This window comes from Kribbella flavida DSM 17836, from assembly GCF_000024345.1.
GTDB classification, from domain to species: Bacteria; Actinomycetota; Actinomycetes; order Propionibacteriales; family Kribbellaceae; genus Kribbella; species Kribbella flavida.
Map to the genome: position 1 here is coordinate 623,206 of NC_013729.1, position 13,286 is coordinate 636,491.

General features: G+C 72.1%; 13 protein-coding genes and 1 riboswitch. Of the genes, 11 read left to right on the top strand and 2 right to left on the bottom strand.

The window, feature by feature from the left end; translation table 11 throughout:
• Positions 1-23 precede the first annotated feature (23 nt).
• From KFLA_RS02965 to KFLA_RS02995, 7 genes are all read left to right on the top strand, one after another.
• Positions 24-1,349, top strand: coding sequence for an MFS transporter (locus KFLA_RS02965; RefSeq protein WP_237706704.1), 1,326 nt, complete (start codon positions 24-26; stop codon positions 1,347-1,349).
• 111 nt (positions 1,350-1,460) lie between these two features.
• Entirely contained in the window at positions 1,461-2,825 is a 1,365-nt protein-coding gene (locus KFLA_RS02970) for an aldehyde dehydrogenase family protein (protein ID WP_012918273.1), read from the top strand.
• Between the two features lie 85 nt (positions 2,826-2,910).
• Entirely contained in the window at positions 2,911-3,882 is a 972-nt protein-coding gene (locus KFLA_RS02975) for a hypothetical protein (protein WP_012918274.1), read from the top strand.
• Between the two features lie 50 nt (positions 3,883-3,932).
• Positions 3,933-4,124, top strand: a riboswitch (cobalamin riboswitch).
• A gap of 30 nt (positions 4,125-4,154) precedes the next feature.
• Positions 4,155-5,180, top strand: coding sequence for an ABC transporter substrate-binding protein (locus KFLA_RS02980; protein WP_012918275.1), 1,026 nt, complete (start codon positions 4,155-4,157; stop codon positions 5,178-5,180).
• Positions 5,177-6,223 (top strand): FecCD family ABC transporter permease, encoded by a 1,047-nt coding sequence (locus KFLA_RS02985; protein WP_237706705.1) that lies wholly within the window; start codon positions 5,177-5,179, stop codon positions 6,221-6,223. The genes KFLA_RS02980 and KFLA_RS02985 overlap by 4 nt, the downstream gene beginning before the upstream one ends.
• Positions 6,220-7,281 carry a FecCD family ABC transporter permease gene (locus KFLA_RS02990; RefSeq protein WP_012918277.1) on the top strand — a complete coding sequence of 354 codons (1,062 nt, stop codon included), beginning with the start codon at positions 6,220-6,222 and terminating at the stop codon, positions 7,279-7,281. The genes KFLA_RS02985 and KFLA_RS02990 overlap by 4 nt, the downstream gene beginning before the upstream one ends.
• Positions 7,282-7,283: 2 nt before the next feature.
• Positions 7,284-8,096, top strand: a complete 813-nt coding sequence (locus KFLA_RS02995) for an ABC transporter ATP-binding protein (RefSeq protein WP_012918278.1) — start codon at positions 7,284-7,286, stop codon at positions 8,094-8,096.
• Between the two features lie 27 nt (positions 8,097-8,123).
• Here KFLA_RS02995 and pdxR read toward each other — a convergent pair whose 3' ends face one another.
• Positions 8,124-9,632, bottom strand: a complete 1,509-nt coding sequence (pdxR, locus tag KFLA_RS03000) for a MocR-like pyridoxine biosynthesis transcription factor PdxR (protein ID WP_237706706.1) — start codon at positions 9,630-9,632, stop codon at positions 8,124-8,126.
• 181 nt (positions 9,633-9,813) lie between these two features.
• Between pdxR and KFLA_RS03005 the strand changes: the two genes are divergently transcribed.
• Genes KFLA_RS03005 through KFLA_RS03010 form a run of 3 tightly spaced genes read left to right on the top strand, consistent with a single transcriptional unit; the run spans position 9,814 to position 12,291 of the window.
• The gene (locus KFLA_RS03005) at positions 9,814-10,620 is read left to right on the top strand and encodes an L-histidine N(alpha)-methyltransferase (protein WP_012918280.1); all 807 of its coding nucleotides are present in this window, start codon (positions 9,814-9,816) and stop codon (positions 10,618-10,620) included.
• Positions 10,617-10,793: a hypothetical protein gene (locus tag KFLA_RS38175; protein WP_012918281.1), complete on the top strand. Its 177-nt coding sequence runs from the start codon at positions 10,617-10,619 to the stop codon at positions 10,791-10,793. The genes KFLA_RS03005 and KFLA_RS38175 overlap by 4 nt, the downstream gene beginning before the upstream one ends.
• Before the next feature lie 10 nt (positions 10,794-10,803).
• The gene (locus KFLA_RS03010) at positions 10,804-12,291 is read left to right on the top strand and encodes a CYTH and CHAD domain-containing protein (protein WP_012918282.1); all 1,488 of its coding nucleotides are present in this window, start codon (positions 10,804-10,806) and stop codon (positions 12,289-12,291) included.
• Here the strand turns inward: KFLA_RS03010 and KFLA_RS03015 are convergent.
• Complete coding sequence (locus tag KFLA_RS03015) at positions 12,284-12,637, bottom strand: cupin domain-containing protein (RefSeq protein WP_012918283.1); 354 nt, start codon at positions 12,635-12,637, stop codon at positions 12,284-12,286. The genes KFLA_RS03010 and KFLA_RS03015 overlap by 8 nt on opposite strands.
• Before the next feature lie 88 nt (positions 12,638-12,725).
• Between KFLA_RS03015 and KFLA_RS03020 the strand changes: the two genes are divergently transcribed.
• Positions 12,726-13,190, top strand: coding sequence for a MarR family winged helix-turn-helix transcriptional regulator (locus KFLA_RS03020; protein ID WP_012918284.1), 465 nt, complete (start codon positions 12,726-12,728; stop codon positions 13,188-13,190).
• Positions 13,191-13,286: the final 96 nt, after the last annotated feature.

Below are 13,286 nucleotides of genomic sequence, written 5' to 3' on the forward strand. Positions count from 1 at the left end.
CGGTCGGGTGCCACCATGTGCCAGTGGCAACAAGCTCTGGCGGACGTCCGGCCGACGGCGAGAAGCCCGGAATCCGCGGCCGGCTGGCGCGGCTCCGGGTCGATCTGACCCCGTGGCGCAGCTCCCGCGACTTCCGGATCCTGGTGATCTCCGGCACGGTGTTCTATCTCGGCGCCATGGTCGGCTACGTGGCGCTGCCGTTCCAGCTCTACCAGCTGACCGGATCGAACTTCGCGGTCGGCGTGATGGGCCTGGTGACGATCGCGCCGCTGGTCGTCTTCGGCCTGTACGGCGGGGCGCTGGCCGACCACGTCGACCGGCGCAAGATGCTGATCGTCACCGGGATCGCGCAGGTGGCCATCTGCGCGCTGCTGCTCGCCAACACGCTGCTGGCCAGCCCGCAGGTCTGGCTGATCTACGTCTGCGGCGCGCTGAACGCGATCGCGTCGTCGCTGCAGCGGCCGAGCCGGGAGGCGTTGTTCCCGCGGGTGGTCCGGCACGAGGACATGCCCGCCGCGGTCACGCTGAACTCGCTCACCCTGCAGGTCGGCCAGCTCGCCGGACCCGCGCTGGGCGGCGTACTGGTCGGCACGGCGGGGGTGGCCTGGGCGTTCGGGATCGAGCTGGTCGGACTGGTGGCCGCGACGTTGCTGTTCATGCTGCTCGGCTCGTACAAGACCAGTGAGCACAGTACGCCGCCGAGCCTGCGCGCGATCGGCGACGGGATCAAGTACGCGTTCCGCCGCCGCGACCTGCTCGGCACGTACGCCGTGGACATGGTCGGCATGTTCCTGGCGATGCCGATCGTGCTGTTCCCCGCCTTCGCGACCGAGGTGCTGAAGGAGCCGAAGCTGCTCGGCCTGCTCTACAGCGCGGAGGCGGCCGGCGCGATGCTGGCGACGCTGACCAGCGGCTGGGCTCGCCGGGTGCACCACCACGGCCGGGCGGTGGTGATCGCGACCATCACCTGGGGCGCGTCGGTCGGAGTGGCCGGGCTGGCGCCGAACATCTGGTTCGCGATCGCCTTCTTCGCCGTCGCCGGTGGCGCGGACATGATCTCCGGCCTGTTCCGCGCGGTGATCTGGAACCAGACGATCCCGGACGAGATGCGCGGCCGGCTGGCCGGGATCGAGATGCTGTCGTACTCGCTCGGACCGCTCGGTGGTCAGTCGCGGTCCGGGCTGGTGGCCGACCTGACCAGCGTGCGCACGTCGATCGTCAGCGGCGGCGTGCTGTGCGTGGCCGGGGTGATCGGTACGGCGGTCTGGCTGAAGGACTTCTGGCGGTACGACGCGCGCACCGACGAGCACGCCGTACGCGAACGGGAGCTCCGCGGCTCGGCCGGCTGATCCTTCGACGACCCGGGCGGGGGTGGAGCGGTTCGCCGCGGGAGGTGTGAAGAGGCCGCCCCGGGGAACCGGGCGGGCGATTCTGCCCAGGACCCAGGAGGGAGCGACCAGGTGATCACCGGTACCGAGCGCGCGTTGCAGATCCACGACCCGGCCGACGGATCGCCGGTCGGCACGATCCCGGTCGCGACCGCCGAGGAGGTCGACGAGGCGGTCGGCACCGCGCGCCGGCTGAGCACCGACTGGGCCCGGACCCCGGCGGCGGAGCGCGGAGCCGCCCTGCGCGAGGCGGCCGCGGCGATCCGCGCGCGGGCCGACGACCTCGCTCGGATCAACTGCTCGGAGACGGGCAAGCCGGTCGAGGAGAGCCTCGGCGGCGTGCTCGCGGGTGCCGGCACCCTGGAGCAGTACGCCGAGCTCTGTCCGCTGCGCGGCGGCCGGACGCTGCTCGGCAACCACAACGCCACGGACCTGATGGTCCCGGAACCTCGCGGCGTGGTCGTCGCCCTGACACCGTGGAACGACCCGGTCGCGGTCGCCTGCGGACTGATCGGCGCCGCGCTGGTCACGGGCAACACCGTGATCCACAAGCCCAGCGAGCGCTGCCCGCACACCGGTGCGCGGCTCGGGCAGTTGTTGACCCAGGCCCTGCCGGAGGGTGTGCTGCAGACGGTGCAGGGCGACGGTGAGGTCGGTGCCGGCCTCGCAGCGCGCGCCGATGTGGACGTGATCGCGCACGTCGGCAGCACGGCGACCGGCCGCTCGATCGCCGCCGCCACCGCCGCGACGGGCGCCAAGGCGCTGCTCGAGAACGGCGGCAACGACCCGCTGATCGTGGACGAGGACGTCGACCCGGTCTGGGCGGCCGGGCAGGCGGCGCTCGGCGCGTTCGCGAACTCCGGCCAGATCTGTGTCGCCGTCGAGCGGATCTACGTTCACCGTGCGGTCGCCGAGCCCTTCCTGTCGGCGCTGGTCGCGGAGGCACAGTCGCGGGTCCTCGCGCCCCTGGTCGACCGGCGGCACCGGGAGTCCGTGCACGGGCAGGTGCGGCAGGCCGTCGAGAGCGGGGCCGAACTGCTCACCGGCGGCGAAGTGCCCGACGGGCCCGGCGCGCACTACCCGGCCACGGTGCTCAGCTCCTGCGGTCCGAACCTCGACGTGATGCGCACCGAGACCTTCGGCCCGGTCGCTCCGGTCGCGGTGGTCGACAGCTTCGACGAAGCGTTGCGGCTGGCCGCGGACGACGAGTACGGGCTGGCCGCGACGGTGCTGACCGGCTCGCAGGCGAACGCTCAGCGCGCCTGGCGGGAGCTGCCGGTCGGGACGGTGAAGATCAACGCGGTCTTCGGCGGTGCTCCTGGAGGTGCTGCGCAGCCTCGGGCGGCCAGTGGCGCTGGATTCGGCTACGGGCCCGAACTGCTGGACGAGATGAGCCAGGTCAAGGTCGTGCACTGGGAACCGGCTCCGGGGCGCTGACGGGTGGTCTGCCTTTCCGGCGCGGCAGTCGGTGGCACCGTCTACAGTCGGAGACCTTGTCACCGAGCAGTCACCAGGAGTTGGGATGCGGATCCGCCCGGCCGTCGCCGTCGTCGCCGTACTGGCCCTGGCCGGTTGCACCAGTGCGGGGGGTGAGAACTCGCCGGACGTTCCGCCGCTGGTGTCGGTGAGCACCACGCCGACCGAGACGCCGAGCGAGACTCCGTCCGCGACGCCCAGTGGCCCGGCCACGGCAAAGGTCGCGGACACGTTGTGCGTGCGGATGGACCAGGCGCTGGTACAGAGCACGCTCGCGGTGCCGGTGGTGACGATCCAGCCGAAGGCGGTGCCGGCGGAGATCGGGCTGCCCAGCTACGACCTCTGCGAGCTGGCGCTGAGCACGAGTCCGTCCGGGCCGGTCCTGCGGGTCGGGGTGTCCGTGCTGCCGGCGACCAAGGCCGATCTCAGCGCCGCGCAGAAGGCGTACGCCGCGACGAAGGGCGAGCCGGCCAAACCGATCGCCGTGGGTCAAGGCGGTTACGTGACCAGCCGGTTCGCGGTCTTCCTGTTCGACACCCGGCTGATCAAGGTCGCCGGGCCGGCCGCGACGCCGACGAAGTACGTGGCGCTGGCGCAGGAGGCGGCCCGGCAGGCTCCCGGGCTGACCGAGGCGGCGCCGCTGGTGACGCGGCCGGAGTGCGAGCGGGGGACGTCGGCGGCGGCGAAGGTGATGGGCGCCGAGGCGATGGCGCGCCGCGACGGGCAGACCGCCGCCGGGGATGTGGTGTGCGGCTGGATCACCGCGACGAGCGTGCTCTCCACGACCGCCCGCCGGGTGACGGACGCGGAGACGGCGATGACGCCGGTCCGCAAGGCGCCGACCTCGCAGTCGGTGCCGCTCGGCGACGAGGGCTACATCGACACTGCCACCGGCCGCGGCACCCTCCGCGTCGGCACCGACAAGATCGCCGACCTGGTCCCGCTGCCCGCCGGCAAGGCCAAGACCGACGACATGGTCGCCTTCGCCCTCGCCATCTCCCCGCTGTACACCCGCTGACGGCACCAGGGACGGCTGGACCTGGTGCTGCGACCGGGTCGCAAGGTGGGTTACCGTGTGGGCGCCGTGGTGCTCGGGAAGTCGGTTCAAAACCGGCGCGGCCCTCGCCACTGTGATCGGGATTGTCCACCGGGCGTTCACACCTCGTGAGACCACTGGCCCCACCCGGGGCCGGGAAGGTCAGCCCGTCGGACGCGGTACGTCCCGTCAGCCAGGAGACCGGCCACGGCGCGTCAGACCCGTCCACGAGGTGTTGGAGGAGCGGTCCAGCCATGGCCGTCGTACCCAAGGCAGTGCTTGCTGCCGTCCTGCTGTCCCTGATCGCCGCGTGCGGCGCCGCTGCCGAGGCCGGTCCGCGTGCAGCCTCGACTACGGTCAAGAACTGCGGTCTCGACATCGGCGTCGACGGTCCACCCGAGCGGGTGTTCGCGGCGTACCAGCCGGCCGTCGAGCTGGCGCACGCGCTCGGCATCTCCGACCGCCTGGTCGGTACGGCGTACCTGGACGCGCAGGTGCTGCCGCCGTACGCCGAGGCCCAGCGCGACCGCAAGTACTACAAGAACCTGCCCAGCCGCGAGGAACTGCTCAGCCTGAACCCGGACTTCGTGCTGTCCGGCTTCAACGACGTCTTCAGCTCCGCCGGCAGCGACTCCAGCTTCGGCACCCGGGGCAGCCTGGCGCAGCTCGGCGTGCAGACCTGGATCTTCAGCCCGCTCTGCCCGACCGCGGACGGCAAGGGCGACGAGGCGATCGACCCGTCGACGGTCTCGATGGACAACGTGTACGCCGACCTGCGCGACCTCGGCCGGCTGTTCGGGGTGAGCGACCGGGCCGAGCAGGTGATCGCCGACCAGCAGGCCCGGATCGCGGCCGTGCAGGCGAAGGTGCAGAACGCGCCCCGGCCGACGGTGGCGATCCTGCGGCCAGGTCTCGAAGGCGGCGGGATGACCGTCTCCGCGGGACCGGACTTCGGCAGTGTGCTGATCAGGCAGGCCGGCGGCGTGAACGCGTTCGCCGGGCTGACCTCGAAGCGCAACGTGAAGCTCAGCGTCGAGCAGTTCATTCGGACCGATCCCGACTACATCCTGGTCAGCGGCTGCTGCGACGCGTCGCTGACCGAAGCGCAGGTGCAGCCGGAGGTGCAGAAGATCCTCGGCAACCCGGCGCTGGCGAACCTGAAAGCCGTGCGGAACAAGCGCGTCGTGCCCTGGCTGTTCGCGCACCACTCGGCCGGCGTGCGGGGAGCGAGCTCGACCGAGCTGATCGCGAAGATCATCCATCCCGACCTGGTCAAGTGACAGCCGAGGCCGTCGTACCGCCTGCTGAGCGGCGTGGCCTTCTCCGGCAGGGGATGTCGAGGACCGGCGGGCTGGTGCTCGCGGTGGTCGTGCTGCTCGGCGTTGTGCTGCTGTCGTTGCTGGCGGGCAACCAGTGGTTCGGTCCGCGGGACGTCTACCTCGCCGCGGCCGACTTCACCGGGTCCGACACCGACCGGGTGATCCGCTACCTGCGGCTGCCGCGGACAGCGACCGGGCTGCTGGCGGGCGCTGCACTGGGACTGGCCGGGGCGTTGATGCAGGGCGTCACCCGCAACGTGCTCGCCGATCCCGGCATCCTCGGCGTGAACGCCGGCGCGGCGGCCGCTGTGGTCGCGGCGATCGGGGTGCTGGGGATCCAGAGCCTGACCGGGTACGTGTGGTTCGCGATGGGCGGGGCGCTGGTCGCCACGGTCGTGGTCTACCTGGTCGGCGCGATCGGCCGCGGCGGCGCGACGCCGGTCAAGCTCGCGCTCGCCGGCGCGGCCCTGTCGGCCATGCTCGGCTCGGTCACCTCGGCCGCCACCCTGCTGGACCTGTCCACCCTCAACGAGTTCCGCTTCTGGGTCGTCGGCTCCCTCACCCTGGCCAACGGCGAGATCGTGACCCAGGCAGTCCCTTTCATTGCCGTGGGCATCTTTCTCGCACTCGTCCTGGGTCGATCCCTGAATCAGCTGGCCTTGGGCGACGACCTGGCGGTCACCCTGGGCACCCGGGTCGCCGTCCTCCGCGTCCTGGCCGGCGCGGCGATCGTGCTGCTGGCCGGTACGGCGACCGCCCTGGCCGGACCGATCGGCTTCGTCGGCCTGGCCGTTCCGCACGCCGCCCGGGCGCTGGTCGGCGCCGACTACCGCTGGATCCTGCCCTTCTCGCTCGTCCTGGCTCCGACTCTTGTCCTGCTGGCCGACGTCCTGGGCCGTCTGGTGGCCCGCCCGGACGAACTGCAGGCCGGCATCATCACCGCGCTCGTCGGAGCTCCACTCTTCATCATGCTCGTCCGCCGCCGAACCTTGGCGGACCTGTGAGCCGGTCCCCGCGCAGAGACCGTACGGCGGCGCACGCGGTGCGGATCGCCGGGCTCTCGGCGCGGCTCGACCTGCGCGCGGTCGGCGTGACGGTGGTGGCGCTGGTGCTCGCGGTGGCCGTGGGGGCGTTCTCGCTGACCGTGGGCGACTTCGAGATCCCGTTCGGGCAGGTGCTGCGAACGCTGGCGGGGCAGGAGTCGTTGATCCTGACCGACGTGGTGGTCGACAACCGGTTGCCCCGCGTCCTGGTCGGACTCGGGGTCGGAGCGGCGTTCGCGATCTCGGGGGCGATCTTCCAGCGGCTGGCGCGGAACCCGTTGGTCAGCCCGGACCTGATCGGCATCAACGCCGGCGCCGCGCTGGCTGCGGTCGTCCTGATCACCGTGGCCGGTGCGGGCAGCGGCTGGCTGCCGGCCGGTGCACTGACCGGCTCGTTGCTGACAGCAGTCGCCGTCTACTTGCTCGCCTACCGGCGGGGGATCGCGGGCTCGCGACTGGTCCTGGTCGGCATCGGCGTCACCGCGATCATCGGCTCCCTCACCGCGTACCTGCTGACGCTGGCCGACATCTACACCGCCAAAAACGCACTGATGTGGCTTTCCGGCAGTTTGGCCGGGCGTTCATGGCCGGAGGCAACGATGATCGGCCTCACCCTGCTCGTCCTGGTCCCCGCCGCGCTGGCCGCGTCCCGGCAGCTTCGCCTGCTCGAGCTCGGTGACGACCTCGCCCGGACGCTGGCCGGCCGGGTCGAGCTCTCCCGCGGGCTGCTGATCGCGGTCGGTGTCGGTTTGGCCGCGCTGGCGACGGCCGCCGCCGGGCCGATCGCCTTCGTCGCTCTGGTCGCCCCGCAGATCGCCCGCCGGCTGCTCGCCGAACGCGGCGCCGGCCTGCTCGCGGCCGGGGCCCTCGGCGCCCTGCTGGTCGTCGCCGCCGACCTGGTCGCGCGGCAGCTGTTCGCCCCGACCCCGCTTCCGGTCGGCGTCGTCACGGCGTTCCTCGGAGCGCCGTACCTACTGCTGCTGATGGCCCGGGCCAACCGGGTCGGCCGAGGAGGATGACCATGTTGCGCACCGAGAACCTCACCCTCGGGTACGCCGAGGAGCCGGTCGTGCGGGACTTGTCGATCGCCGTACCGGCCGGGCGGATCACCGCGGTCGTCGGCGCCAACGCGAGCGGCAAGTCGACCCTGCTGCGCGGCCTCGCCCGGCTGCTCGCGCCGCGCGGCGGCGGCGTCACCCTGGACGGCGTCGACCTGCGCCGCATCCCCGGCGGCGAGCTCGCGACCCGGCTCGGCCTGCTGCCGCAGCAGCCGGTCGCCCCGGACGGCATCACGGTCGCCGACCTGGTCGGCCGCGGGCGGCATCCCCACCAGCGGTGGTTCCGCCAGTGGTCCGTCGAGGACGAGCGGGTGGTCACCGAGGCGCTCGCCGCGACCGGTACGGCGGACCTGGCGAACCGCTCGCTCGACCAGCTCTCCGGCGGCCAGCGGCAACGCGTCTGGATCGCGCTCGCGCTGGCCCAGGACGCGGACACGATGCTGCTCGACGAACCGACTACGTTCCTCGACCTGGCCCACCAGCTGGAGATCCTCGACCTGGTGCACGACCTGAACCGCGACCACGGCAAGACCGTCGTGCTCGTGCTGCACGACCTCAACCTGGCCTGCCGCTACGCCGACCACCTGATCGCCCTCAAGCACGGGGCGGTGGTGGCGACCGGGACGCCCGAGCAGGTGATCACGGCGGACGTGGTCGAGAAGGTCTTCGGGCTACCGTGTGCGGTCATCCCGGACCCGCTGACCGGCACCCCGCTGGTCTTGCCCCGGCCGCGACGTACCGGCGTACCGGATGCTTCGGCGCGCAGCCATCAGTGAGATAGCTGGTCAGTGCTGGGTCGGTGTTCAGCGCAGCAGGGTGCCGAGGGTCATGATGGCTTCGGTGATCTCCGTCGGGGTGCGGGCGGCGTAGCCGAGGACGAGGCCGGGTGGATGCGGGCGTTGGCAGTGCCAGCTGAGAGGCTGGGTTTTCACTCCGTGGTGGAGGGCCTTCTCGGCGAGTGCGGCGTCGTCGAGGTCGTGGTGGTCGAAGGTGATGGTGAGGTGCAGGCCGGCGGCCGCGCCGTACACGGTCGCCTGCGGGAGGTGGTTGCTGATGGCATCGATCATCGCGTCCCGGCGGTGCCGGTGGCGACGGCGGACGAGGCGAAGCTGGCGTTCCAGTGCGCCGGACTCCATCAGCTGGGCAAGGACGAGCTGTGGCAGGGCGGCATTGCCGAGGTCGGCGAGCCGCTTGGCGTCGACGAGGGCGTCGCGGTACCGGGCGGGGGCGAGCATCCAGCCGATGCGCAGGGCCGGGGCGAGCAGCTTGGACACGCTGCCGGCGTAGATCACCTGCTCGGGCAGCATCGCGCGCAGCGCCGGTACGGGTGGTCGGTCGTAGCGGTGTTCGGCGTCGTAGTCGTCTTCCACGATCAGTCCGCCCTCGGTGGCCCACTGGATCAGAGCGCGGCGTCGTTCACCTTCCAGGACGACGCCGGTCGGGAACTGGTGGGCCGGGGTCAGGATGACGGCTCGGGTGCCGCTGTCCCGCAGTACGTCGACGCGGAGACCGCCGGCGTCGACCGGGATCGGGGGAGTGCGCAGACCCCACTGCTGCAGGTGCTGCCGGGAGCCGAGCGAGCCGGGATCCTCGGTCGCGAGCTCGTCGATCCCCTCGGCGCTGAACACCCGCGCGATCAGTCCGAGCGCCTGCGCGACACCCGCCACGACGATCACGTCCTGCGGGTCCGCGTGGATCCCGCGGTATCGCGCGAGCCAGCGCGCCACAGCCACCCGCAACGCGGGCGTACCGGACGGATCGCCGTACCCGAACGCCGCCGCCGACAACCCGTCCAGCACCGCCCGCTCCGCCTTCACCCAAGCCGCCCGCGGAAACGCCGCCAGATCAGGCACCCCCGGCGTCAGATCCACCCGAGCCGGCACCGCCCGCATCACGTCGAACACCGCAAGCCCCGGCGCGACGTTCATCACCTGCGCCTCGTCCGCCGCTTGGGTCGGGTTCGCCGCCTGGGTCGGGTCTGTCACCTGCGCCGGGTCCGTTGCCTGCGCCGCCGCGGGTGGTTCCCGCCGCGACGCGGCCTGTACGCCGCGTGGCACCCCCGCGCCGTCCCCCTCCCCACCCTCGCCGACCCCGGGCTTGGCCGGCGGGGAGGCGATGAAGGCCGGAGCGACGACGATGGTTCCGGCGCGGCCGCGGCCGACGACGTGGCCGTCTTCGGTGAGGCGCTGGTAGGCCTCGGTGACGACGCCGCGGGAGACCCGCAGTTCGGCGGCGAGCACCCGACTGGCCGGCAGACGGCTGCCGAGCGGGAGCCGACCGTCGGCGATCGCCGCCCGCAACTGATCTGCCAACCAACCCGCCAACCCACCCACCGGGGCATCTCCAGGCACTAGCTGCAGAAAGTCCGCCCCCACCCCACTCCGGGAATCCCGCCCCGCATCCATGGCGTATCCCGACGGCGGCGGTTTGGACCTGCCAATCTTCGCCTGATTGGACCTGTTCACTGGTCCATTGTGACCGCACCGTGGAGTTATGAGAACTGACTACGTGCACGGCTACACCGATACCGAGACCCGCCGGCTGGCCGAGCAGGCGGAGACGCTCGCCGACCTCCTGCACGGCGACACGCAGTACGAGCCGGGCAGTCGGGTCCTGGAGGCCGGCTGCGGTGTGGGCGCGCAGACCGTGCAGCTGGTGACGCGCAGCCCGGGAATCGAGCTGGTCGCGGCCGACATCTCCGAGGAGTCGCTCGCGCAGGCGAAGCAACGCGTCGCCGCCGAGGCGCCGGACGCGCGGGTGGAGTGGCATCACGGCGACCTGCGCGACCTCCCGTACGCCGACGCGTCGTTCGACCACCTCTTCGTCTGCTTCGTGCTCGAGCACCTGCCGGAACCAGTCGCCGCCCTCCGCACCCTCCGCAGCCTGCTCCGTCCGGGCGGCACGATCACCGTCATCGAAGGCGACCACGGGTCAGCCCTCTACCATCCGCAGAGCCCGGCCGCTCAGGCCGTGATCGAGTGCCTCACCGTCTCCCAGGCCGACTCCGGCGGCGACGCGTTGATCGGCCGCCGGGTCCAGCCGCTGCTGGCCGCGGCCGGCTTCCGGAACGTCGCCACCCACCCCCGCACCGTGTACGCCGACGAGACCGTGCCGCACCTCGTCGACGGTTTCACCCGCAGGACCTTCATCGCGATGGTCGGCTCGGTCCGCGAACGGTCGATCGCCGCCGGCCTCAGTACGCCGGCCGCCTGGGCGCAGGGCATCGCCGACCTGGAACGGACTGCCGAGCCGGGCGGCACCTTTCACTACACCTCCTTCAAGGTGGTCGGGGTGCGATGATCGCGTTGCTGGTCCTCGTCGCGCTGCTGATCGCCGCGCTGGAGTGGAACCGCCGTCGCCAGCGCTCGCCGGCGATCCCCGCCGGCTCGCGGACCGGCGTACCGGACCGGGACCTGCAGCGGCTGCGGGACGACCTGCGGGCAGCGGCTGACCGAGCTTGTTCGAGCTGGTAGACAGGAGGGCATGTCGCCGACCGAGCAGGTGGAGATCGAGACCAAGTACGACGTCGACGAGCACGCGATGCTGCCGGCGTTGCACGAGCTGCCCGGGGTGGACCGGGTCGAGCAACCGGTCGAGCTCGGGCTGGAAGCCGTCTACTTCGACACCGCGGGGCTCGACCTGGCGGCGAACAAGGTCACCCTGCGCCGGCGGACCGGCGGCGAGGACGACGGCTGGCACCTCAAGCTGCCGGCCGCCCGCGGCCGGCTGGAGATCCAGCACCCGCTCGGCCGGTCGGTGCGCAACGTACCGATCCAGGTCGTCCGTGCGGTACGGGTGCACGTGCGCGACAAGGAGCTCGTGCCGGTGGTGACGCTGGCGACGCGCCGCATCGTGCATCGGCTGCTCTCCGCGGACGGCGAGGTGCTGGCCGAGGTCAGCGACGACCACGTCACCGCGACGGTTGACGGCAGCGAGCCCGAGAGCTGGCGGGAGTGGGAGATCGAGCTGGTCAACGGCACGACCGAGCTGCTCGAAGCCGCCGAGCCCGTCCTGCGGGCCGCCGGCGCGACCCCGGCGGCCGGGCCGAGCAAGTTGGCTCGGGCGCTCGGTGACCGCGTGCCGGTGCGCGACGCGTGGGAGCTGCCGTCGAAGCCGACGACCGCCGACCTGTTCCGCGCGTACGCCGCCGCGCAGGTCGAGGCGATCCGCCGGCGCGACCCGGAGGTCCGGCGCGACCTGCCCGACGCGGTGCACAAGATGCGGGTCGCCACCCGGCGGCTGCGGTCGGCGCTGGCGACGTACCGGCCGGTGGTGGATCGCGAGGCCGCGGACCGGATCCGCGGTGAGCTGAAGTGGCTGGCCGGTGAGCTCGGCGGCGCGCGGGACGCGGAGGTGCTGCGCGAGCACTTCCTGGTCGCGGTGTCCGAGCAGCCGCAGGAACTGGTGATGGGCCGGATCGCCGGCTACATCGACGACCACCTGCGCGCGACGTACAAGAAGGCGCGGGTCGAGGCGCTGGCCGCGCTGGAGAGCGAGCGGTACTTCCGGCTGCTCGACCTGCTCGACGAGCTGATCGCCTCGCCGCCGGTGACCGACACCAGCAGCAAGGCGAAGAAGCAGGTGCCCGAGCTGCTGAAGCATGACCTGAAGCGGATGCAGAAGTCGGTCCGCCGGATGCAGAAGGCCGAGACGCTGGCGGAGCAGGACCACGAGCTGCACGAGACCCGGAAGGCGGCCAAGCGCCTGCGGTACGCCGCCGAGTCGGCCGAGCCCGTGCTCGGGGAGTCGGCGACGGACCTGGTGGCCCGGGCTCAGCAGGTCCAGGAAGTGCTCGGCGACCACCAGGACAGCGTGGTCGCCCGCGACCTGCTCCGCCGACTGGCCGTGCAGCACCACCTGGACGGCGGCAACGCGTTCACCTTCGGCCGGCTGCACGCGGCCGAGGAGAACCGGGGCGAGCGGTCGCGGGTCGCGTTCCTGGAGCTGTGGCCGACCATCAAGCTCAGCTGATCCACGCCGGGGTGCCGCGGTCGGCGTCCTCGCCGCGGACGCTGGCCTTGGCGTGCCCGTAGCCGGCGACGATCGCGGTGAACTGCTCGGTCGCTGAGATCCGTCGCTCGACGCCTGCGGGCAACACCACAGCGCTGCCCGCCCGAAGCTCGACCTGCTCGTCACCGAGTTGCACGGTCGCGGCTCCGGCGAGGCCGGTCCACACCTGCTCGCTGTCCATCGAGTGCCACGGGCCCTGCGCGCCCTGCTTCATGTCCACCCGCCACACGCTCAGCTCCTGGCTGCCCTGGGTGGGTGAGGCGTACGTCGTCATCACCGCGTTCGGGGTCTCCGTGATGCGCTGCATGCGCTGTCTCCTTCCTAGCTGGTCAACCGGGTTGACGAAATAGTACACCGGGTTGTCGATATGTCCAGGGGTCCGCCATGATGCGCGCATGGACAGGCACGGCTACGAACTCCCGCTGCTGCTGGCCGGCGCGTTCCGCCGGATCATCGACGAGTTGCACCGCCGCCTGGCCGAGCAGGGCCATCCCGACCTGCGCCCGGCGTACGGGTTCGCGTTGCAGGCGATCGGTCGCGACGGCGCGACGGTGTCCGAGCTCGGCCGCCGGCTGGGCGTCTCCAAGCAAGCGGCGACCAAAACCCTCGGCAAGCTCACCGATCTCGGCTACGTCACCCGCGGCCAGGACCCCACCGATGCCCGTGCCGTCCTGATCACGCTCACACCGCACGGCCGGGCGTCCCTGACCGCCGCCGCCCGGATCTTCGAGGACCTCCACCGGGAGTGGCGCGAGTCGCTGGGCCCGACCCGCCTGCAGGCCCTCGAAGACGATCTTCCCAAGCTCACTCCCAGCAACACCCCCACCCCGCTGGCCGACCTCCCCGGCTGGTTCCACTGAGGCCCATCCGGTACGCCGTACTGGGGCAGCTGGGGCAGCTGGGGCAACTGGGGCGCCGCAACCCAGCGCCGGCCCGGGTCCGTGAACACCCTGCGA

Excerpts from the sequence above, each read along its gene's own strand:
- KFLA_RS02995 (WP_012918278.1), top strand. The coding sequence starts at position 7,284 with ATGTTGCGCACCGAGAACCTCACCCTCGGGTACGCCGAGGAGCCGGTC.
- KFLA_RS02975 (WP_012918274.1), top strand. The coding sequence starts at position 2,911 with ATGCGGATCCGCCCGGCCGTCGCCGTCGTCGCCGTACTGGCCCTGGCC.
- KFLA_RS38175 (WP_012918281.1), top strand. The coding sequence starts at position 10,617 with ATGATCGCGTTGCTGGTCCTCGTCGCGCTGCTGATCGCCGCGCTGGAG.
- KFLA_RS03015 (WP_012918283.1), bottom strand. The coding sequence starts at position 12,637 with ATGCAGCGCATCACGGAGACCCCGAACGCGGTGATGACGACGTACGCC.
- KFLA_RS02980 (WP_012918275.1), top strand. The coding sequence starts at position 4,155 with ATGGCCGTCGTACCCAAGGCAGTGCTTGCTGCCGTCCTGCTGTCCCTG.
- KFLA_RS03010 (WP_012918282.1), top strand. The coding sequence starts at position 10,804 with ATGTCGCCGACCGAGCAGGTGGAGATCGAGACCAAGTACGACGTCGAC.
- KFLA_RS03020 (WP_012918284.1), top strand. The coding sequence starts at position 12,726 with ATGGACAGGCACGGCTACGAACTCCCGCTGCTGCTGGCCGGCGCGTTC.
- KFLA_RS03005 (WP_012918280.1), top strand. The coding sequence starts at position 9,814 with ATGAGAACTGACTACGTGCACGGCTACACCGATACCGAGACCCGCCGG.